Consider the following 21,183-nt stretch of genomic DNA (forward strand, 5'->3'; position numbering starts at 1 on the left):
ATATTCGATTTTTCTTGGCAAATCATTTTAAAAAAAGAGCTGTTTCTATTAGAAAAAACGCTCTTTTCTAAAGGAGTAAACTTAACAAAAAACAAAATTAACTCTCTTTTAATAATTTGAGCAGGTGATGCAAACCATATTTGACAGCCCGTTTTCGAATGCCTGATCGACTGCCTGTAAACATCCATTCATACACGTCTGTCTGATCTTTTGTGGCTAGCCCAATAAATACTTTTCCGACTAGCTGTTCTTCTTGGGTAGCAGGTCCTGCCACACCAGTAAAGCTAATACCGATATCACTTCCTGTCAGCTTTCGAACGCCTTCAGCGAGCTCTAAAGCGCACTCTTTGCTGACAGCACCATGAGAAGACAACGTTTCCTCGCGGCAGCCTAGCACCTGCTGCTTGACTTGATTTGTGTAACAAACCACACTTCCGTTAAAAATCGACGATGCCCCTTCGAGATCTGTCAACCATTCAGAAAACATTCCGCCAGTCAAGCTTTCAGATGCTGCCACTGTTTTCCCATGTTCGTGCAAGGCCTTGGAAGCTTCACGGACAAGAGAAGTATCACCATATCCGTAGAAGTATTCCCCTACCCGCTCTAGAATTTGTGCTTCTGTTTCTTTTAAAAGACGTTCAGTCTCCTGTTCAACCTCGTGCTTGGCCGTTAGCCTTAGCGATACTTCACCGTCTGCTGCAAGCGGTGCAATTGTCGGATTGGTCTGAGCATCAATTATATCTTCAAGATCTGTTTCAAGCTGTGATTCACCTATCCCGAAGAAACGTAGAACGACAGACACAATTTTTTCCTTCAAGCCAAGTTTCTCAGAAATCAGCGGCTTCAATTCATTTTCAAACATCGGGTGTAGTTCACTTGGCGGACCAGGAAGCAGAATATAAAACGTATCTTCTTCTTGAATAAACATACCTGGTGCCATTCCGAACCGGTTCACCAGCACATCAGATCCCTCTAAAACGAGTGCCTGCTTGCGGTTGTTCGGAGACATGTCACGTCCTGTCTTTTGAAAGTAGTCTTGAATCGATTCAAACGCTTCTTCATTTAGCACAAGCTCTTTGCCAAGCGTATTGGCAATGGTTTCTTTTGTTAAATCATCTTTTGTTGGTCCGAGACCGCCTGAGAATATAATAAAATTAGATCTTTCTTGCGCCACTTGAATAGCCTGCTTTAAACGCTCCGAATTGTCACCAACTGCTGTGTGGTAATAAACATTCACACCAATTTCAGCTAGCTGTTTGCTGATGAATTGTGCATTCGTATTCGTAATTTGCCCTAGCAATAGTTCGGAACCGACTGCAATAATTTCTGCTTTTCTCTCTGACTTCAAAGCGTACACGTCCTTTTTAGTTAGAATTCTTTAAGGCTTCCCAGTTTTTCGCAAAGTAATCCCAGCCTGAGACAACAGTGAAGAACACCGCGACCCACATCGCAAGATCACCGAACGGGAATGATACAAGTTCAAACGGTAGGTTATGCAAAAGAAGTGCTGAAATCGCAATGATTTGCGCCCACGTCTTCACTTTTCCAAGCATATTTGCCGCTACCACTTCACCGCCTCCGGCTAAGACAAGCCTTAGACCTGTTACAGCAAATTCACGGCTAATGATCACAATCGCCATCCATGCCGGTGTGAGGTTGTATTGAACAAGTATAATTAAAGCAGCTGAAACAAGCAATTTATCTGCAAGCGGATCTAAAAATTTACCGAAATTCGTCACTTGGTTGAGCTTACGTGCATAGTAACCATCAATCCAGTCGGTTGTGGAAGCCACAATAAACAAGATCGCTCCGACAAGGTGAGTGACTTCGATGCTGACGTCACCAAAGCGTGCAACACCCCAGTCTAAAGGGGCAAGCATAATAATCATAAACACAGGAATCAAGGCGATCCTAGAAAGAGTAATTTTATTCGGTAAGTTAAACATGAAATCCAATCCTCCAATAAAGCATTTATTTATGTATATAATAGTAGGAACAAAAGAAAAGTCATCTACTTGCTTAAGATGACTTTTCCTTTCCTTTATTCACAATCACAATGTTTTGTGTCATGGTGTTCTTTGGGTCTAATTCGTACTTAAGCGTCTCGTCATTGACCTTGATATCAATTCCAGTGGCATTCCCGAGACGGATATCGACTTGAGAAAGCTCAGACAGGTCTGTTTGAAACGATTCGCCATCTTTTAGTTCACCCATCTTCAGCACTTTTCCAGATTCGTCTCTCACGCGCAGCCACGAAGCTTGTGTTGCAGAAATGGTTAACTCCATATCATCTGCACCTGACACCTCATACATTGTCGTGGACCCTTCTGTATTTGTCGCCTTCAAAGAAACAGCATCATCGTCTTTTGATGAATCGTCCTTTTTAGATGTTTTTTCTTTATCATCTGACGAAGCTTTTTCTTTTTTCTTTTGATCCTTTGCGAGTGATGAATCCTCAGACACTTCGTATTTTGATTCTGACTGCTGAGGAGCCGTCTGATTATTCTGCTGTCCGCTATCATGATTGACCGCTTGAACGATCACATAAATGATTGCGATCACCACAAGAATGCCTCCAATGACTAATATTGTTGGCAATAGCTCCAGCACCTTTGAGGCAGACTTTGGAAGCTCTCTTTGCGGCTTAATATTTGATAATTTATCAGAAACTTCATCATTATACGTGCTTGGTACATCTTTACGAAATTCTTGGAACAATTGTTCAGGATTCAGTCCAACGGCTTCGGCATATTGTTTAATAAACGCTCTGACGTAAAATTTACCTGGAATAATATCATAGTTTCCTTGTTCGATTGCTAGCAAATAGCGCTTTTGGATTTTGGTAGCCGTCTGAAGGTTCTCCAGCGACATCCCTTTTTCCTCTCTGGCCTCAATGAGCCGTTTTCCCAATTCAGTCAAAACAAACACCTACCATTACCATATTAAAAATCGAAGCCAGAAAAACCAGAATGATCAAACACTTGCGGTTCTTCAGCGTGGTCGTATGTAATTTCTTCATCTGAACTATTACGTAGTTCAATGATATAGTCGAAATCATCCATTGTATATTCTGAATTTTGAATAAAGATATCTGGATGCTCTACCACTTTTGTTGCAGGCAATCTCATAATTTCTCTTAAAAGCTGTAAGTGCTTCTCTGAACCTCTTCTTGTCGACACAATCCCATCAATAATAAAAACGTTATCTGGGCTATATTCATCAGCAATTAGCTGACTGCGAATGGTCTGTTTCAAAAGAGTAGATGAAACAAACAGCCATCTCTTACTTGCACATACACTAGAAGCAACAATTGATTCTGTCTTTCCAACACGTGGCATCCCGCGAATCCCAATCAATTTATGTCCTTCTTTTTTAAATAGTTCAGCCATAAAATCAACAAGAAGACCAAGCTCGTCCCTTTCAAAACGGAACGTCTTTTTGTCATCAGCATCTCTCTGTATATATCTTCCATGACGAACAGCTAAACGGTCACGAAGTTTTGGTTTTCTTAATTTTGTTACTTTTATCGTTTCCATTGTATTTAAAATTGATTCAAGTCGCTTAACTTGATCTGTGTGGTCACAACGTAGAAGCATTCCGCGTCTTGATACATCAACACCATTAATTGTCACAATATTAATTGAAAGCATCCCCATTAAAGAAGAAATGTCTCCTAAAAGTCCAGGACGGTTCACCTGTATCTCATATTCAAAATACCATTCGAGCTTGGCCAAATGATATGACCCCCTTCATTGTGGCAAACTTTTACCTTCCTTTATCATAAATCATTTTCACATTTTTAGAAAGCACAATGTTGCGAAACGGTTAAAATAAAAAGAGAGGCACAAACGACCCCTCTTTTTGTTTAGTGCGAGCTATTATTTTCAACTAGCTTGACCATCATATTTGCAATGGCACGCTGCTCATCCTCTGATGCAACGCTCCAAAGGTCAGCAAGTACTCTTTCCTGCTCGTTCTTTGCCGCAACTTCGTTAGCCAGATATCCACCAATTTCATATGCAAGGTTGTTGATTGTATCATCTGATAAACCTTTATCCTGCGCATGATTTAAACGGTCACCTAAAAAGTTTTTCCAATGGTCCCAGCTCTCAAGTACAGACATGTTCATTCCTCCATTCAAAAAGATGAATTACAGCCATAGCTTTTGTCATGGAGAGATGAATTATACACATTTTTAACAGTACCAGCCGCCATTTACGGATAAAATTTGCCCCGTCATATAACTTGACTGTTTTGATGCAAGAAACCAAATGACATCTGCAATCTCCTCTGGCGTTGCAAGACGGCCGAGCGGAATCTCTTCTTCCAGCATCGCCAAGTTTTCTTGTGTGAAGTTTTGCATCATATTAGTATGAACAGCACCAGGTGAGACAGCATTTGCTCTAATTCCACTTGGAGCAAGCTCCTTTGCGAGTCCTTTAATGAAGGCATTTTGCGCACCCTTGACCATGCTGTACAGCACTTCACACGATGCACCAGTTTCTCCCCATATCGAGCTAACCGCAATAATATGACCTGCCTTTTTTTGAATCATCCCAGGCAATATGGATTGGGTTAGCTCATATGGACTTGTGACATGCAGCTGCACCATACTGGCTAGAACTTCTTTTTTTGTATCTGTCACTAACCCGACATGACTCTTTCCACTATTTAAAACAAGAATATCTGGACATAACGGCAGACGGCTGACAAGCTCAGCTGCTCCGCTCGTTTTGGCTAAATCCGCTTGAACGACGTGCGTCTCTATTTCATATGTCTCTTCTAAATAAGTGGAGAGACGAATAGCTGCTTGTTCATTTTGGTGATAATGGAGTATCAGATGGCAGCCTTCTTGGGCAAGCTTTTTGGCTGCCGCCCGCCCAATTCCGCCACTGGCACCAGTAATCAGCGCCCAACGACTCATACATTGTTCCTACTTTCTATATGGAATACCTATTCTTTTCGTATAAATGGGAACCAGTTTGCTGATCCGATCAATTTGACCATAACAGGTACGAACAATGTTAGCACAACGAGCGCATACAGTAAAAGTCATGTCACGACAAGTGTTGCAATCTGTAAGAGCGGCAGCACACCTAAAGGCAGCATCGCTGCAAATGTCCCCGCCAAAATCATGGCACCCATATTCTTCATTGATAAGGTTCAAACTCTTTAGCTTGTCATTCACTTTTTCTTTAAACAGATGCTTTGATTTTGTTGGAGTCATATGTAACTTTTAGGTCCCGTGATGAATAATACTGCCGCTAGTACGATCCAAAGGATGGTGATAAGCCATCTACCCTTTCTGATTACTCTCATTAGAACTTTGTGCATCCTCTTCGATGATCACTTGATAATTCTTTTCATATGTTTGAATAAATGATTCCATTTCCTTTTCTTCTAGCTTTTCAAAATAAGATCGAACAAGATCCTGAAGCTGTTTTTCCACTCGGCTGACCACATCTTTCCCCTCTGGGGTTAAGTACAGGTGAACATTTCTTCTATCGGCTTGATCGTGCTCACGGACAATATAGTTTTTCGTAAAAAGACGGTTCGTCATAGATGTTACAGCACTTTTATTGACATTACATACGCTGCTCCTTTTAGTTTAGATGTTTAACTAGTGCACAAAACAATTGTCAATCAATATTTACACAAATAAAACGCTTTTTTCAATTGGACATCAAAAAGACAAACTCTTTTGATCAAGTTTGTCTTTTTGATTTACTTTGTTTTTGGGATGACCTTGAAAACAGACATCCGTTCTTCGTCAATTTCTTCCTCTAATATCTGCAAAATATCTGTTAATTGGATTTGCTCTAACACTGGTAAGACATCAAATAAGCTCATTTCTAAGAACGCATATCTAGTGAATTGGTTGGCAATGTATTCTGGAGAGTTCATGGCCTTTAAAAAGCTACCGATTTTTTTCTTACGAGCGAGCTCAATTTTTTCTTCTGTGATGAGACTCTTGGCTTGAAGAAGGATTTCTTTTAATTGTTCTGCCAGTTGGTTAGGATCGTTTGTATCTCCGCCAACCGAAGTAAAGCCAAAACCGCCTTCTTCCGTATAATCGTAATTAAACGTCTCATCAATCAAGCCTTTTTCATACATCCGTTCATATTGTAAGGAGCTTTTGCCGAACAATGTCTCTAAAATGAGATTCATTCCAAGCTCATGCTTTAAAAGCTCTTTTCCTTTTTTGTGCGGATTTTTTGTCTTCAAACCGAACATACATTTAGCGCCTTGTACATTCATTTTAAGTTCGTATTCTTTTCGATAAACGCTTTCAGGCTCATTGATCTCTTTCCTTTTGATTTCAGGCTGGTCTGTAAATGGTTTTTTCACCTGATTTGCTCTTACTTGCTCTAATATTTGCTTCGGATCAACAGGACCGACAACAAAAAGGAGCATATTGCTCGGGTGATAGAACGTTTCATAACACTCATACAAGTGGTCTTTTGTAATAGGAGCAATGCTCTCTACTGTTCCAGCAATATCAATTCTAACTGGATGCTTTTGATAGAGGTTTTCTATAAGTCCAAAGAACAAACGCCAGTCGGGATTGTCATCATACATGTTAATTTCTTGACCAATGATGCCTTTTTCTTTTTCTACCGTTTTTTCAGTAAAATAAGGCTCTTGCACAAAATCAATGAGTGTTTCAAGGTTTTGTTCCACTTTTGCGGTACTTGAAAATAAGTAAGCCGTTCTCGTAAACGTTGTAAAAGCGTTTGCAGCTGCCCCTTGCTTACTAAATGTATGAAAAACATCACCATCTTCTTTTTCAAACAGCTTATGCTCTAAGAAATGGGCAATTCCGTCAGGCACTCGGATCATGTCTTCTTTGCCAAGCGGCACAAATTCATTATCGACAGAGCCATACTTTGTTGTGAAGGTCGCATATGTTTTGTTAAACCCTTGCTTGGGCAGCACATAGACGTCTAGTCCGCTTTCCATTTTTTCGTAATACACCGTCTCATGTAGCTGATCGAATTGAATTGTTTTCACCGTCATGAAACACCCTCCGTTCCTTTAAGAAGATAGGTCGTGTCCCACTTGATTTTCTGACCCACTTTGATAATGTCCTCTTTTGTCACTCGGTCTAACGCATCTAAAAAGGAATCAAGAGTCCCTTCTGTTGGCACGACTGCATGTTGGTATAAGTATTCCGCTGTTCCATAAGACGTATCAATCGTTTCCAGCAGCTGATTTTTAACGACAGCCTTTGTTTGCTCAATGGCTTCTTCTGAAAAATCACCTTTTTGCATCGCATCAAATTGTTCTTTAATAATGTCAACTGCCTGCTGATAATTGGCTACTTCAATACCAGACATGACCATCATCAAGCCTTTAAAGCTCTCAAGTCTAGACACAGCGTAATATGCAAGACTTGCTTTCTCCCGAACATTGATGAATAGCTTTGAATGGGAGAAGCCACCGAATATACCATTAAACAAATGCAGTGCCGGATAATCTTCATCTGCAATCCCTGTATGTGTGCGAAAGCCAATATTCAGCTTTCCTTGTTTCACGTCTTCTTCATCAATGACTTCTTTTGGATCGTTTTGTGCATTTAATGATTCAGCATTTTGTTTCACCGGCTCTCTTTCACTTGTTTTGAAATATTGCGAGACCATTCGGTTGATGTCTTGTTCATCAACGTCACCGACAACATAGAGATCAAGCTGGTTTGATTGAAGCGCATGCTCATAAGCTTCAAAGAGCGTGTTTGCTGTGATCGCCTGGAGGTCTTCCATTTCACCATTGACGTGCAGTGCATATGGTTCACCTTTACACATTTCCTGTAGAAGTCTTAAGTTCGAATAACGCATTTTGTCATCATAAACTGCCTGAATTCGCTGTTTTAATGTGCGTTTTTCTTGCTCTACATATAAATGACTAAACACCCCATCTTCAACATGAGGGTGGAATAATAAATCAGATAGTAAGGCAACCCCTTTTTCTAATAAAGGTGTTTGATCCTTTAAATATTTTTCATTCGCCATTTCCAGGCGGAAAGTGATGATGTGATTCTCTCCTTTTTTCGCCATGTCTGCCGAAACTGTTGCACCATAGAGCTCATCAAAATAAGTGCGCAATTCTCCTGTTTTCGGCATGTTTTCTGTTCCTCTTAACAGCACATGCGGGAAAAGAGAACGCATGGTTACGTCATCTTTGGATAGAGGCGCAAGCATTTTAAAAAGGATCGTGACTGTTTTAAATTTTTCTGTTTTGACAATATGAGTATGAAGACCAGATGTATTGAATGTCTTCTCTTGTAAGTACGTCATGAGAAACCTCCTTTATTCGTCATATTTATTATGTATTAGAACATAGCTGATATATACGTAAAAATAGCCATTTAATAGTCATTATATCATCAGAGGAAAGGATAGGAAATAAAACGCCTCTGCTTTTAGCAGAGGCACCAGTTGTTATTTCATTCTAAAAGACCACCAATTCCATTTACCAATATGACCGGTATAAAGAGCGGTAAAACGACAAAAGCGTATAGCACTTGATTAAGCAGGAGGTCAAATGAGCTTATGAATTCAATTGTCCTTTCGTGTTATAAGCACATATACAATAGAAAAAAGATGGCAAAATACCGTCTTTTTTCTTTGCTTAAACTGGTTTCAGTTGTTCACTTTCATCCTTTTCATCTGGCTGAATGAAAAACAGCACCAAAAACAATGAAATGAGACTGCAAATCGTCGAGAGAATAAAAACGATCGAGTCCCCTTTATCCATAAGATATGCGTATATTGGAGGCCCTAAAGCGACACCGATAAACCGCATACTGCTATAAAATGACGTAATGGTTCCGCACTGCTCTTTTTCAATTCCTTCTGTGATCAGTGCATCAAGTGCAGGAAGGACAATACCGATCCCCACTCCGCCAATGCTTAAGCATATAAATAATAAGTAAAAACTGTGATTCCACCATAAAAAAAGATAGGTAATAGATAAAAGTATCATGCCTACGATTAAAAAAATTCTCATTTTCCCTTTCTCTTTTCCAATCGTCTTCCCAGCAATGTATGAACTTATCGACAAAAAAAGGAGCGGGATACTCAGCAGCAACCCTTTTTTGACCCCTTTTATTTGATAAGCTGCCTCAAGATTATCGGATAAATAAAAGAGCACACCAAAAAGAAGAAACATGATAAAACCGCCAATGGCAAAAATGGCATAAAGCCAGCGTCCCTCATGCTTGAAAATAGTCTTTGTCGATTTTAAAAATTCGTTAAATGTAGGCGAGACTTCCTCTTTCTTGGCAGACTCAACCATGAACAACACCATGAAAAAGCTTGTGATTGAAAAGAATGGTATAAACCAAAACGGCACATACCAAAACCAAGAAGCAAGAAGTGCTCCGATAATAGGGCTTAGTACCTTTCCAGCTGTATTAGAGGTTTCAATGGCTCCAAGCCCCGCACTTACCTCTTCATCATCATGATACAAATCACCTATAAACGGCAGGACAACAGGTGCTGCTCCAGCCGAGCCAACCCCTTGAAGGACCCTACCAAACAGAATCCACATGTAGGGTTCTTTCATGATCGTTGAGGCAACAGCTGCTACAGCCCCTCCAAGTCCTGCAATTAAGAGGCACGGCAGGAGCACTTTTTTCCTCCCAATTCTGTCAGATAAATAACCAGCGATTGGAATACATAAAATAGCCACAACGGAATATACCGTAATAATGAGTGAGACTTGAAAGGAAGTGATCGAGAGTTTCTTTTCTATCTCTGGCAATACTGGTATCAACATCGAGTTCCCCAGTGTCATGATTAGAGGCACTGATGATAATGCAATAATATTTTTTTTACTGACTGTTTTCTCGCCCAACATCATTCACCCAATTCTATATACTGTTACGTATTAGTGTGGCAAGTTTAGCGGTTATTATGTATGGGCAAACAAAAAGCAACCGCCTTCAGAAGTGACTGCTTTAAGAACGTTTACGTATGACATGAAAGCTAAATTTATCCGCTCTAAAGTAGTTGAGCGAGTATAAGACCGGCTGATCATCCTGATCATAGTGCATTTGTTTCAGTAATAATAGCGCCGTTTCGGGATCGCATTCTAGTATGGATGAGACGTGATCGTGATAGCCAATCGGTTGGATGTCTGCAACTGCATATTTAATCCCGCTGTGTGGTTCTCTTCCAAACAGCTCAAAAAGTGACTCTTCTTCATGAGTAAAAGAAGCGGGAAGATGCTTAACCGGAATTTTATCTAAACAATAGACGACTGGCTGTCCATCTGCCGTTCGAACCCGTTCCATTGAAAAAATCTCATCAGATTCATCACTCTGAAAACGGATGACATCATTCTCTGTTGGCTCTCCTTCTTGTGAGGACAAAAAGATGGTACCTGGCGTCATATTCACCTGTTCAATCATTTTCGTCACACTTGTCAGCTGCTCAATGCCTGTTGAAAAGAGCGGTCTTGAATTGACGAATGTTCCAACACCATGTCTTCTAATTAAGTACTTCTCTTCTTCTAAAATACGAAGGGCTTCACGCAATGTCGCTCTGCTTACACCTAAAAGCTTTGAGAGCTCAAATTCTGAAGGCAGCTTTTCTTTTTCGGCATATACGCCTGTTTGAATATCTTCTTTAATACGGTCAATCACTTTCAAATATAAATGGCGATTGTCTGTTTTGGTCGACATGTTTTCCCTCCGTCTAATCAATGCAAATGATAAGGTGAGAAATCTCTATTCCGAAATAAGATGAACATAACTATAACATGATTTTGCAAATAAATAAATAGTCTGACATCTTGTTGACATAATAATGATATCGTTCACTTCATTTCAGGAAAGCTCTCTTCTCATTATGAAGAGAGCTCGTCATATTGTTCTTTTGAGAGCAGGACTTCTCTCGGTTTACTTCCTTCATATGGACCTACAACGCCTCGTTCTTCCATTGCGTCAATCAGACGTGCCGCACGTGTATAACCGATGCGGAATCTCCTTTGAAGCATAGAGACAGAAGCCGTCTGCATGCCGATGATCAGTTCAACTGCTTCATTATATAAGTCGTCTTCCACAGCCGCAAGCTGCCCCTGCGATTCTTCACTTGGAATCATTTCTTCTTGATATTGTGCTTTTTGCTGTGTGATGACATGATCAACGACATGCTCCACTTCTTCATCTGATAAAAATGCGCCCTGCACACGGACCGGCTTGTTTGCACCGACAGGTAAAAACAGCATATCTCCTCTGCCTAGCAGTTTTTCTGCGCCTCCCATATCAAGGATCGTCCTTGAATCAGTTTGTGAGGATACACTAAAGGCGATACGGGATGGAATGTTTGCTTTAATGACCCCTGTAATGACATCGACAGAAGGTCTTTGTGTTGCGATAATTATATGAATACCCGCAGCACGTGCCATTTGAGAGAGCCTTGTAATAGAATCTTCTACATCAGAGGAAGCAACCATCATTAAATCTGCAAGCTCGTCCACAATGACGACAATATAAGGAAGCTCTGGCTGTTTCGCCTCTTCTGATTGATTCATTCGTTTAATGTAATCATTGTATCCTTCGATATTTCTTGTACCTGTATGAGAAAACAGTTCATAGCGGCGTTCCATTTCACTGACTACTTTTTTGAGTGCCTGTGAGGCTTTCTTTGGATCCGTTACAACTGGAGCCAAAAGATGCGGGATGCCGTTATAGACATTGAGCTCAACCATTTTAGGGTCAATCATCATCATCTTCACTTCATGAGGCTTTGCTCTCATGAGAATACTTGTGATAATGCCATTGATACATACACTTTTTCCACTTCCAGTCGAACCTGCGACAAGCAAATGCGGCATTTTATTCAATTCTGCAAGCACGGCTTCACCGGAAATATTTCGGCCAAGCCCAATGAGCAGCTTTGCATTTGGACGGTCGTTTTGCTTCGATTCTAAGACCTCTTTTAACGAAACCATGGCGATTTCTGCATTCGGAACTTCAATCCCAATGGCCGATTTACCAGGAATCGGAGCCTCAATTCGGATGTCTTTTGCTGCTAGGGCAAGGGCTAGATCATCACTTAAGTTCACAATCTTACTTACCTTAACGCCGACATCTGGATATACTTCATATTTTGTCACGGCCGGCCCTAAATGAACTTGTGTGACTTTTGCCTTTACGCCGAAGCTTTGAAACGTTTTTTCAAGCTTTCTTGCATTTTCGTAAATATTTTTCTTATCTGTTTGCTGACCTGAATGCTGTGGATCAGCTAAAATATCTAGAGACGGCAATTCGTAATTTTTATTCTCCAGTTCAGTAAACGTCATTGGTGGTGCTTCTTTTGATTCATCAGCCAATTTCGGAGATGAATCATTTTGCACAGTCTCTTGAAGAACCTCAGAATCTTTTATTACCTGCTCTTTACGAACCTGCGGTGTGAGAATATCATCTCTGTCTGCAAAGCTTGAAATAATGGGCTGACTGCTCTCAACAACAGGTGTTTCCTCCTCGATCAAGATATGATCATCTTCGTCATCTTCTTGAACGCGTGAACGTTTTTTCTTTTCGCCTGTTTTCTGGGAGGCGGTGCTCTTTTTTGCCTGCCTGATCCCTTTCATATCTTGTACAAACGCCTTCCACTGCTTCATCATAAATTGTGATATAGGGACTATCACTTTTTTGACCATTTCTTGCAGTGACCGATTTGTGATTAGAACAATCCCAATCAACATTAGAACAATCGCCATAATTTGAGAGCCTGCTTGTGCAAACAAGAAATATGAGGCTGCAAATATTATGGCACCAATCATTCCGCCTCCTAAATCAGGCGAACCGGTCTCACCCTTCATGTCCATCAAGAAAAGCTCAAACGTATTTCTTATCACACTTTGAGAGCCGATGAATCCTGCAGCTGAAAGGTGCTGAAATAGCTTTACATGTGACAAAAGCAAAATACTAGCAATGATGCAGTATAAACCTACTTTTCTTCTTGTTAACATATCAGGGATTTGTTTTTTCCAAAAGATTGTCATACCAAAAAGAAATAACCCGATAAGGCAGAGAATGAACCATTCACCTGCAAAGAATCGGAATAGATGGACAAAGGTTTGTCCAACAATACCTAGCTGTAAAATGGCAATGATCGCTATGGCAATACAGACTAACCCATTTAATTCATATTTCAATTTTAGCTGTTTATTTTGTTTTTTTCTCGTTTTACGTTTTCTCTTTTTAGCCATACTCATCACCTTACTACGAAAGAAAATATAACCTACCGAAAGATCAGAAAGAAAGCAGCCTGGTTTTGGCTGCATCTTGTTGTAAGTTTTCCCTTTATTATAGCATAGAATCATTCATATGAGTCGGTTTGATTCGTGCTTAAATGTAACTTCAATCGCTTGCCTGGTGCAAGCTCTTGATTCAAGAAATCCATTGGATTGGTGCTCATCACTTGAACAATTTCCGCTTCATCTTCTTTCATTTCAACAATGACTGGCACGCCTTGTATTTGGACCTTCTGTAACTTGCGTTCTCCATGCTCCTCAACGTAAATGGCTTCATAAGGCATAGGTGTGTATAAAATCATTGGATCAGCCCCTCGTTTTGAGATACTCGCTCTCCAATCAGTTCGTTCAATTTTTTAATTGCTTGCCCTACGCCGCCTACTTCGTTCATGAGTCCGTACTCTGCTGCCTCATGACCAACGACATTTGTCCCGATATCTCTTGTCAAATTGCCTTTTGAGAACATGAGCTCTTTAAATTTCTCTTCTGTAATATCTGAATGGCTTGTGACAAAATTAATGACTCTTTCTTGCATTTTATCCAAGTATTCAAAGGTTTGTGGGACACCAATGACAAGGCCAGTTAAGCGTACAGGATGAATCGTCATAGTGGCTGTTTCTGCAATATATGAATAGTCACATGATACAGCGATGGGGACACCAATTGAGTGGCCGCCGCCAAGCACAATCGATACAGTCGGTTTAGATAAAGACGCCAGCATTTCCGCAATGGCTAACCCTGCTTCAACATCGCCGCCCACTGTATTTAAAATGATTAAAAGGCCTTCGATTTTTGGATTTTGTTCAACTGCTACGATTTGCGGGATGACATGTTCGTACTTGGTTGTTTTATTTTGTGGCGGAAGCTGCATGTGACCTTCGATTTGTCCAATAATGGTCAGACAATGTATATTTGTATCTTGTGGCAGTTGTGGAACATCTGTTTCACCAAGCTGCTGTATTTTGCTCATAATGCTATCTTTTTCTTCAGGATTTTGCTCAGGCTGCTGTTCATTTTTTTCGTCCATTTGTCTCCATCCTTTCCTAAAACTCTCCTCCTATTATGAACAAGAAGGTCATATTCCATCCGCATTCCTCTTGCCACATAAAAAAAGCCCAAAGAGCATGTATTCCTTGGGCTTTCTCATCATACTTCCATAATAATTGGAATGATCATCGGCTTACGTTTTGTTTTTTCATATAGGAATTGATTTAATACATCGCGCATGGATTGTTTCAGTGTTGACCATTCAACCACCGAGTTTTCCGTTTGTTCTTTGACAATGCCTTTTACAAGGTCTGTCGCTTTGACAATCAGCTCTTCTGATTCTCTCACATAAACGAATCCTCTTGTGATGATTTCAGGTCCAGAAATTAATTGTTTCTTTTGTTTATCGAGCGTAATGACGACAATTAAGATTCCATCTTGAGACAATAGACGTCTATCCCGTAAAACGATGTTCCCGATATCGCCAACGCCAAGACCATCAATCAAAATGTTCCCTTGGTGAACCTTTTCACCGATCTTTACGTTCTGTCCTCTGAATTCAACAACATCTCCTTTATCAATTAAGAAAATGTCACTTCGTTTCATTCCCACTTCCTCAGCAATACGGGAATGTGCTTTTTGCATACGATATTCACCATTCACTGGGATTAAATATTTCGGTTTTAGTAAATTCAGCATCAGTTTTAACTCTTCTTGACAGCCATGACCAGAAACATGCACACGCTTTTGAGCAAAAATCACCTGTGCTCCGCTTCTTGTTAGGAAATCAACCGTTTTTGAATACGTGAGTTCTTGTCCAGGAAGAGGTGTAGACGCTATCACAACAGTATCATCTTGTTCAATATGAAGCTGTTTGTGATTTTGTTTGGCCATTTTGGTTAAAGCAGCTAGCGGTTCCCCGTGGCTTCCAGCAGTTAGGATGACCACATCATTTTTCGCCATTTTCTTCACTTCTTGAACTGGTACAAATAATTCTTCATCTGCTGTCACATAACCAAGTTTGATCGCAAGTTGAAGGGTTGTCATCATATTCTTACCTGCAACTGCAAGCTTACGGCCATTTTGGTTCGTTGCATTAATGATCTGCTGTACACGGTTAATATTTGACGAAGATACAGCCACAATTACACGATTTTCAGCATTATACATTGCATTTGAGATTTCGTCTTGGACGAGCGCCTCAGAAGGTGTATAACCTGGTTTTTCAGCATTCGCACTGTCTGAAAGAAGTGCTAAAACGCCATTATTTCCGATTTTCGCAATCTCTCCGATGTCACAGGCCTGGTTAAGCGCTGGGGTTTGATCAAATTTAAAATCACCTGTGCATACGATTGAACCAAGAGAGGTTTTGAAGCTGATCCCGACTGAATCAGGGATACTGTGATTCGTTCTAAAGAATGATACCTTTGTTGTTTCAAATGTAATAACCGATTTTGCATGCACCTCACGCAAATCAGCTTTTTGATTGAAGCCGTATTGTTTTAACTTTTCTCGAAGTAACGCAAGGGTCAGCTTCGTTCCGTAGACTGGTACAGACAATTTGCTTAAGCAATGGAATACGCCTCCTATTGCCTCATCATGTCCGTGGGTAAGAAAAATTGCTTTCACCCGATCAGCTCGTTCAGTTAAATAAGAGATATCAGGAATGACCACGTCAATGCCTAGCATTTCGTTTTCTGGATGCATGAGTCCTGCATCTACGACATATATGTCGGAATCAATCTCAATGACATATAAGTTTTTCCCTATTTCTCCAACGCCTCCCAGTGCAATAATTCTTACGTTCTCTGTATTTTTCTTTTTCAAAATTCTTATCCTCCTAGTCTCAAGCCCGTCCATCATCGCTTAATGCTATTATAACTGAATCTAATTTTAGAAAACAAGATGAAGTCACATTTTAAGAAAGTGTTTATGTATAAAAAAACGGTCATACTCAGGGACATCTGAGAATGACCGTTTACGAAATTTTTTGTTTATCAGCTATTTAATACGTTGCTTAAATCCAGTCTCTCTTCTTCTGACAAAGGCAAAAGCGGGAGACGAACTGATCCGACATCTAGTCCTTTCAACTGAAGGGCTGTTTTGACAGGCGTTGGATTTGGCGCTGAGAAAAGCTGTTTCATGATTGGAAGCAGCTTTTGATGAATCAATGCTGCATTGGCTGTTTGACCTGAAGCATAGCTTTTTAGCATTTGCTGCATATCAAGTCCGACGATATGCGAGGCCACAGAGACGACTCCTTTTGCTCCAACCGCTACAGCAGGAAGTGTTAAGCTGTCGTCACCTGAGTATACGTCGAAATCCTCTGGCGTCTCTGCAATGATTTTTGTCATGGTATCTAGATCGCCGCTTGCTTCTTTGATCGCGACAATGTTTGGTATTTGCGCAAGCTTGATGGTTGTTTCTGGTAATAATGAAGCAACTGTTCTTCCTGGTACATTGTAAAGCATGACAGGAAGAGATGTAGACTCGGCAATTGCTTTAAAGTGTGCATACATGCCTTCCTGTGATGGCTTGTTGTAGTATGGTACGACAAGCATCACTGCATCAACGCCCGCTTCTTCTGCTTTTTTCGTTAGTTTGATAGACGCATTTGTGTTATTACTGCCTGTTCCTGCAATGATTTTACAACGACCATTTGCTAATTTCACCGTTTGCTGAAAAAGAGCGGCTTTTTCTTCAGTCGATAAAGTTGGTGATTCGCCTGTTGTTCCTGCAACGACTAAAGAGTCACTGCCGTTTTTTAACAAGTAATCAATGAGAATTGATAGCTTTTGGAAATCAATGTTGCCTTTTTTATCAAAAGGTGTAATCATAGCTGTTGCGATATTTCCGAAATTCATTTTTTTCACCTCATCATGATTCAATCACATTTATCTTGAAAGTTCAAACACTTCGTGCAAAGCATTGACAGCCGCTCTCATGTTTTCTTCGTGCACTAACACCCAAATAGTCGTATGACTGTCAGCAGATTGTAAAATCGGGATGTTTTGCTCTGATAGAGCCGATACAATTTTAGATGTGACACCTGGCACACCCATGATACCTGCTCCAACAGCTGATACCTTGGCACAGTTTGTTGTTACAACCGGTGTATAACCAAGGTCTTTTAGGATCGTTGTTGCTTTTTCAGTCATTGCACCTGTCACTGTATAGACAATTTCACTCGGTGTAATGTTAAAGAAATCAACACTAATTTGTGCGTTTGCCATTGCTTTAAAGACCTCTGTTTGAACGCTGTATTGCCCTTCTTTTGCTGGGACTTTGATTTGCGTTACATCATTGACATGTGCAATACCCGTAATGAGACGATCATACACATCATGACTCATTTTATCTGAGTAGTGTGACGTCACGAGTGTGCCCTCATCATTAGAGTATGTTGAGCGAACCCTCATTGGCACTTTTGCTTGCATGGCAATTTCAACAGCCCGTGGGTGGATGACTTTTGCTCCTTGGTAGGCCAGGTTACAAATTTCAGTATACGTCACAACTCGTAGTGGTTTTGCCTTTTCTACAATGCGAGGATCTGCTGTCATGACACCTTCTACATCTGTAAAAATATCGATAAAGTCTGCCTGCAATGCAGCCCCTAAAGCAGCAGCTGACGTATCACTTCCGCCTCGTCCAATCGTTGTCACGTCTCCATTTTTCGCGGCTCCTTGAAACCCGGCAACGACAACTATATCATGTTCAGAAAGTGCTGCTTCAAGACGTTCACATTTCATGTCAATAATTTTCGCATTCGTATGCTCTTGATCCGTCACAAAGCCTGCTTGCGCACCTGTCAATGCTAAAGCCTTTAGACCGTTCTCATTCAGCATACTTGAAAAAACAACAGCTGAAATATTTTCACCGCAAGAAACGAGCAAATCTTTTTCTCGATTTGTCATGTGCTGAGCACTGCCATACAGCAGTCCAAGCAGCGTATCCGTCGCATAATGATCTCCTTTTCGTCCCATTGCAGAAACGACGACGACCGATTTATAGCCTTTTTCTTTTGCAGATAAGATATGTGCAAGTGCCCTTTTTCTACCTTGATCATCTTTGACAGATGTACCGCCAAATTTTTGGACAATTATTTTCACTGTTTTCACTCCAAGTTCATTCTGACGTAACAGAAGAGAGCAGGCGAAAGATGCCTAACTCTCTTCTGTTCGTCCTCATCATCCATTGAATGTTAAACTAATTTTAGTGTTTTTAAGCTTTCTGCAATTTGAACTGAGTTCCATGCAGCGCCTTTCAGCAGGTTATCAGATACAATCCACAAATGGAACCCGTTTGGACGGTCTAAATCTTTCCGAATGCGGCCGACAAATACGTCATTTTTTCCAACTGCACCTGCAGGCATTGGATAAATTTGCTGAGATGGGTCATCTTGTAACGTAATACCTGGTGCATTTTTTAAAATTGACTTGATGTCGTCCACTGTTGCACTTGTTGCATCTAGTTCAACGTAAACAGATTCTGAATGTCCTGTTTCAATTGGAAGTCTCACACATGTAGCCGCTACTTCTAGCTCTGGCAAGTGCATGATTTTTTTCGTTTCATTGATCATTTTCATTTCTTCAAATGTAAACCCATTGTCTTGAAATGTATCAATTTGGGGAATCGCATTAAATGCAATTTGATATGGCATAACTTCTGGTGTAACCTCTTCTTTATTTAAAATGGCTTGCGACTGACTGTACAGTTCGTCAATGGCTTCATGTCCTGCACCTGATACTGCTTGGTAGGTGGACACAATGACTTTTTTCATTCCATACGCCTGACGAAGCGGTTCTAGCGCCACCACCATTTGAATCGTTGAACAGTTAGGATTTGCAATAATCCCTTGATGGTCATGCAAATCTTTTTCGTTTACCTCTGGTACGACAAGAGGGGTATTTTCGTCCATACGAAAAGCACTTGTATTATCTACAACAATTGCACCTCGTTTGACTGCTTCAGGAGCTAGCACTTTGGAAACATTTCCTCCAGCACTGAATAATGCAATGTTGACCCCTTCAAAGCTTTCAGGTGTTGCTTCTTGAACGGTATACTCTTGACCTCTGAATGTCACTTTTGTTCCAGCAGAACGTTTTGAGGATAGTAGAGTAAGTGTATCCATTTCAAATTCTCTGTCAGCTAGTGTTTTTAACATTTGTTGACCGACAGCTCCAGTCGCTCCAACTACAGCTACATGCAATCCTCTTCCCATCAGTAAAACTCCTTCCGACCCATCCATAATTTCGAGTGGTCATCCTATGACTTTTTACATTTTATTTTACCATAGAAAAGCAAGGCTTGAAGTACCTTTTTTGAATCTTTCATGATTTTCTAGTGAATCTATTATTCGTTTGATCAAATTAAAATTGGTTGAATTTGTCTATGCTGGAGCGCCTCTTCTACTGTTTTAGTCAGTAGATCCATATGTGCTACCATGGATGTCGGTTTTTTGAATGGATCATCTTGGCCGAATGGAATAAAGAAAATGTTCTTTGTCGACATGAGCCTCATGAGATTTGTACCATTTAACCCTAATGCATCGTTTGTCGAGATGCCTAAAACGACGGGACGATGATTTCGAATGGTTGCCTTCGCAGCCATTAAAACAGGACTATCTGTCATGGCATTTGCGAATTTTGCCATTGAATTGCCTGTTAAAGGAGCAATGACCATACAATCAAGCGGAAGTTTAGGTCCGAGTGGCTCTGCTTTTACGATGGAGTCAATCGCTTGAAATCCTGTGAGTTCTTCAATCCGCTCGATCCAGTCCGCTCCTTCTCCAAATCTCGTATTCGTGCTTTGGACCGTATAAGACACCACAGGACGCACCTCAGCCCCTTCTTTAACGAGTGCTTCAATTTGCGGAAAAACGACTTCATACGTACAATGGGAACCTGTTAAACCAAAGCCGATTCTTTTTCCTTTTAATGTTGTCATGATTCCATCCCCCTTTTTTCCTCCGCAAGTTCACATAAGAGCCCAGAAAGCACTTTTGCAATGATTTGTCCTGCAGTCTTTGGTGCAACAATCCCCGGAAGACCTGGTGCAAGAAGCGCCTTCACTCCGTGCTTTTGCGCAAAATCAAAGTCGGTTCCGCCTGGGCGCGAGGCGATATCCAAAATGAGTGTCTTTGGTGTCATATTGACGATGACAGATGAATCTAATACTAAACTCGGAATCGTATTGATGATGATATCAACATCTGTCACTTCTTCTTTTAAGCGATCCATCGAAAACGGATCAATTCCCATTTCAAAGGCTCTCGCTAAATGCGCTGTATCAGCAGCACCTACTTTCACGTCCGCTCCTAATGCCCGAAATGTGCGAGCAATTGTGAGCCCGGTTCTTCCAAGCCCGAGAACGACGACATGTGATCCATGAATCGTATAGTCCGTTTGCTGAATGGCCATCATGATAATCCCTTCAACTGTTGGAATTGAGTTATATATGGCAATATCATCTCGCTCAAACAGCTTCACAAGCTTCCGGTTCACCTGCTTTGCCAGATTGTCTAAGTACGTATTCGAAATACCTGAATACAAGGTACAATGTGCAGGGGTTCTTTCTAAATATTTTTTTTCGAGCACGACCTTCTCATTTGAGAAAACCGTGGCAACGACGCCTTCATCTGTTGCGCCTGATACGGGAAGGATCATACTGTCTACCTGTTCAAATGGAAGCTCTGACATTTTCAGTTTTTCAGCACCGATAAACCCATGATCTAGCTGATCAAATCCTACCAAAAACACTTTGGCATGTTGCTGTGACAGCTTGCGTATAATTTCAAGCTGCCTTGCATCTCCTCCGATCACTGCAACCGTTAAACTGCTCAACATTCTGACCGTTCACCTTCTTTATTTTAAAAAAGTCTGTAATATTTTCTGAATCTCCCTTTCAGCATATGAGGAGAGGATTCAGCCTGTG

19 protein-coding genes and 2 pseudogenes are annotated in these 21,183 nt (G+C 40.7%); all 21 read right to left on the minus strand.

The annotated features are described in order from the left end of the window. Nucleotides 1-97: 97 nt before the first annotated feature. The 21 genes and pseudogenes from WAX46_RS00505 to dpaA all read right to left on the minus strand — a co-directional run bounded on the left by WAX46_RS00505 (nt 98) and on the right by dpaA (nt 21,095). Nucleotides 98-1,348: a competence/damage-inducible protein A gene (locus WAX46_RS00505; RefSeq protein WP_226566347.1), complete on the minus strand. Its 1,251-nt coding sequence runs from the start codon at nt 1,346-1,348 to the stop codon at nt 98-100. Nucleotides 1,349-1,364: 16 nt separating this feature from the next. Beyond that, complete coding sequence (gene pgsA / locus WAX46_RS00510) at nt 1,365-1,946, minus strand: CDP-diacylglycerol--glycerol-3-phosphate 3-phosphatidyltransferase (RefSeq protein ID WP_226566348.1); 582 nt, start codon at nt 1,944-1,946, stop codon at nt 1,365-1,367. 73 nt (nt 1,947-2,019) lie between these two features. Continuing rightward, nucleotides 2,020-2,919, minus strand: a complete 900-nt coding sequence (locus tag WAX46_RS00515; protein WP_336493185.1) for a helix-turn-helix domain-containing protein — start codon at nt 2,917-2,919, stop codon at nt 2,020-2,022. Between the two features lie 23 nt (nt 2,920-2,942). Continuing rightward, complete coding sequence (locus WAX46_RS00520) at nt 2,943-3,734, minus strand: DUF3388 domain-containing protein (RefSeq protein ID WP_226566350.1); 792 nt, start codon at nt 3,732-3,734, stop codon at nt 2,943-2,945. 131 nt (nt 3,735-3,865) lie between these two features. After that, nucleotides 3,866-4,123 carry a DUF3243 domain-containing protein gene (locus WAX46_RS00525; RefSeq protein WP_226566351.1) on the minus strand — a complete coding sequence of 86 codons (258 nt, stop codon included), beginning with the start codon at nt 4,121-4,123 and terminating at the stop codon, nt 3,866-3,868. 72 nt (nt 4,124-4,195) lie between these two features. Continuing rightward, complete coding sequence (gene ymfI / locus WAX46_RS00530; protein ID WP_336493186.1) at nt 4,196-4,924, minus strand: elongation factor P 5-aminopentanone reductase; 729 nt, start codon at nt 4,922-4,924, stop codon at nt 4,196-4,198. Nucleotides 4,925-4,953: 29 nt separating this feature from the next. Beyond that, nucleotides 4,954-5,157, minus strand: a pseudogene (locus tag WAX46_RS00535) (hypothetical protein); the annotation flags it as partial. A gap of 139 nt (nt 5,158-5,296) precedes the next feature. Continuing rightward, nucleotides 5,297-5,581: pseudogene (locus WAX46_RS00540) on the minus strand (MarR family winged helix-turn-helix transcriptional regulator); the annotation flags it as partial. Between the two features lie 143 nt (nt 5,582-5,724). Then, nucleotides 5,725-7,017 (minus strand): EF-P 5-aminopentanol modification-associated protein YfmH, encoded by a 1,293-nt coding sequence (yfmH, locus tag WAX46_RS00545; protein WP_336493187.1) that lies wholly within the window; start codon nt 7,015-7,017, stop codon nt 5,725-5,727. After that, a complete protein-coding gene (gene yfmF, locus WAX46_RS00550) occupies nt 7,014-8,294 on the minus strand; it encodes an EF-P 5-aminopentanol modification-associated protein YfmF (protein WP_226566355.1) in 1,281 nt (426 codons plus the stop codon). Before yfmF ends, yfmH begins: the two co-directional genes overlap by 4 nt. A 334-nt stretch (nt 8,295-8,628) precedes the next feature. Next, nucleotides 8,629-9,858, minus strand: a complete 1,230-nt coding sequence (locus WAX46_RS00555; protein WP_226566439.1) for an MFS transporter — start codon at nt 9,856-9,858, stop codon at nt 8,629-8,631. Nucleotides 9,859-9,958: 100 nt separating this feature from the next. Continuing rightward, nucleotides 9,959-10,684, minus strand: coding sequence for a GntR family transcriptional regulator (locus tag WAX46_RS00560; protein WP_336493188.1), 726 nt, complete (start codon nt 10,682-10,684; stop codon nt 9,959-9,961). A 164-nt stretch (nt 10,685-10,848) separates the two neighbouring features. After that, nucleotides 10,849-13,218, minus strand: coding sequence for an FtsK/SpoIIIE family DNA translocase (locus WAX46_RS00565; protein ID WP_226566357.1), 2,370 nt, complete (start codon nt 13,216-13,218; stop codon nt 10,849-10,851). Nucleotides 13,219-13,328: 110 nt separating this feature from the next. Then, the gene (locus WAX46_RS00570) at nt 13,329-13,565 is read right to left on the minus strand and encodes a YlzJ-like family protein (RefSeq protein ID WP_226566358.1); all 237 of its coding nucleotides are present in this window, start codon (nt 13,563-13,565) and stop codon (nt 13,329-13,331) included. Continuing rightward, nucleotides 13,562-14,290, minus strand: coding sequence for a ClpP family protease (locus WAX46_RS00575; RefSeq protein WP_226566359.1), 729 nt, complete (start codon nt 14,288-14,290; stop codon nt 13,562-13,564). The genes WAX46_RS00570 and WAX46_RS00575 overlap by 4 nt, the downstream gene beginning before the upstream one ends. A 119-nt stretch (nt 14,291-14,409) precedes the next feature. Next, nucleotides 14,410-16,077 carry a ribonuclease J2 gene (gene rnjB / locus WAX46_RS00580; protein ID WP_226566360.1) on the minus strand — a complete coding sequence of 556 codons (1,668 nt, stop codon included), beginning with the start codon at nt 16,075-16,077 and terminating at the stop codon, nt 14,410-14,412. A 170-nt stretch (nt 16,078-16,247) separates the two neighbouring features. Beyond that, nucleotides 16,248-17,114, minus strand: a complete 867-nt coding sequence (gene dapA, locus WAX46_RS00585) for a 4-hydroxy-tetrahydrodipicolinate synthase (RefSeq protein WP_336493189.1) — start codon at nt 17,112-17,114, stop codon at nt 16,248-16,250. Nucleotides 17,115-17,144: 30 nt separating this feature from the next. Continuing rightward, nucleotides 17,145-18,359, minus strand: coding sequence for an aspartate kinase (gene dapG / locus WAX46_RS00590; RefSeq protein WP_226566362.1), 1,215 nt, complete (start codon nt 18,357-18,359; stop codon nt 17,145-17,147). 92 nt (nt 18,360-18,451) lie between these two features. Then, on the minus strand, nt 18,452-19,471 hold the full coding sequence (gene asd, locus WAX46_RS00595) for an aspartate-semialdehyde dehydrogenase (protein ID WP_336493190.1): 1,020 nt from the start codon (nt 19,469-19,471) through the stop codon (nt 18,452-18,454). Between the two features lie 143 nt (nt 19,472-19,614). After that, nucleotides 19,615-20,196, minus strand: coding sequence for a dipicolinate synthase subunit B (dpaB, locus tag WAX46_RS00600; RefSeq protein ID WP_336493191.1), 582 nt, complete (start codon nt 20,194-20,196; stop codon nt 19,615-19,617). Continuing rightward, entirely contained in the window at nt 20,193-21,095 is a 903-nt protein-coding gene (gene dpaA / locus WAX46_RS00605; RefSeq protein ID WP_226566365.1) for a dipicolinic acid synthetase subunit A, read from the minus strand. Before dpaA ends, dpaB begins: the two co-directional genes overlap by 4 nt. Nucleotides 21,096-21,183 lie beyond the last annotated feature (88 nt).

The organism is Bacillus sp. FJAT-53060, assembly GCF_037104745.1.
In the GTDB taxonomy this organism is placed as follows: domain Bacteria; phylum Bacillota; class Bacilli; order Bacillales; family Bacillaceae; genus Bacillus; species Bacillus stratosphericus_B.

Excerpts from the sequence above, each read along its gene's own strand:
- pgsA (WP_226566348.1), bottom strand. The coding sequence starts at position 1,946 with ATGTTTAACTTACCGAATAAAATTACTCTTTCTAGGATCGCCTTGATT.
- WAX46_RS00525 (WP_226566351.1), bottom strand. The coding sequence starts at position 4,123 with ATGTCTGTACTTGAGAGCTGGGACCATTGGAAAAACTTTTTAGGTGAC.
- ymfI (WP_336493186.1), bottom strand. The coding sequence starts at position 4,924 with ATGAGTCGTTGGGCGCTGATTACTGGTGCCAGTGGCGGAATTGGGCGG.
- yfmH (WP_336493187.1), bottom strand. The coding sequence starts at position 7,017 with ATGACGGTGAAAACAATTCAATTCGATCAGCTACATGAGACGGTGTAT.
- yfmF (WP_226566355.1), bottom strand. The coding sequence starts at position 8,294 with ATGACGTACTTACAAGAGAAGACATTCAATACATCTGGTCTTCATACT.
- WAX46_RS00555 (WP_226566439.1), bottom strand. The coding sequence starts at position 9,858 with ATGTTGGGCGAGAAAACAGTCAGTAAAAAAAATATTATTGCATTATCA.
- WAX46_RS00560 (WP_336493188.1), bottom strand. The coding sequence starts at position 10,684 with ATGTCGACCAAAACAGACAATCGCCATTTATATTTGAAAGTGATTGAC.
- WAX46_RS00565 (WP_226566357.1), bottom strand. The coding sequence starts at position 13,218 with ATGGCTAAAAAGAGAAAACGTAAAACGAGAAAAAAACAAAATAAACAG.
- WAX46_RS00570 (WP_226566358.1), bottom strand. The coding sequence starts at position 13,565 with ATGATTTTATACACACCTATGCCTTATGAAGCCATTTACGTTGAGGAG.
- WAX46_RS00575 (WP_226566359.1), bottom strand. The coding sequence starts at position 14,290 with ATGGACGAAAAAAATGAACAGCAGCCTGAGCAAAATCCTGAAGAAAAA.
- dapA (WP_336493189.1), bottom strand. The coding sequence starts at position 17,114 with ATGAATTTCGGAAATATCGCAACAGCTATGATTACACCTTTTGATAAA.
- asd (WP_336493190.1), bottom strand. The coding sequence starts at position 19,471 with ATGGGAAGAGGATTGCATGTAGCTGTAGTTGGAGCGACTGGAGCTGTC.
- dpaB (WP_336493191.1), bottom strand. The coding sequence starts at position 20,196 with ATGACAACATTAAAAGGAAAAAGAATCGGCTTTGGTTTAACAGGTTCC.
- dpaA (WP_226566365.1), bottom strand. The coding sequence starts at position 21,095 with ATGTTGAGCAGTTTAACGGTTGCAGTGATCGGAGGAGATGCAAGGCAG.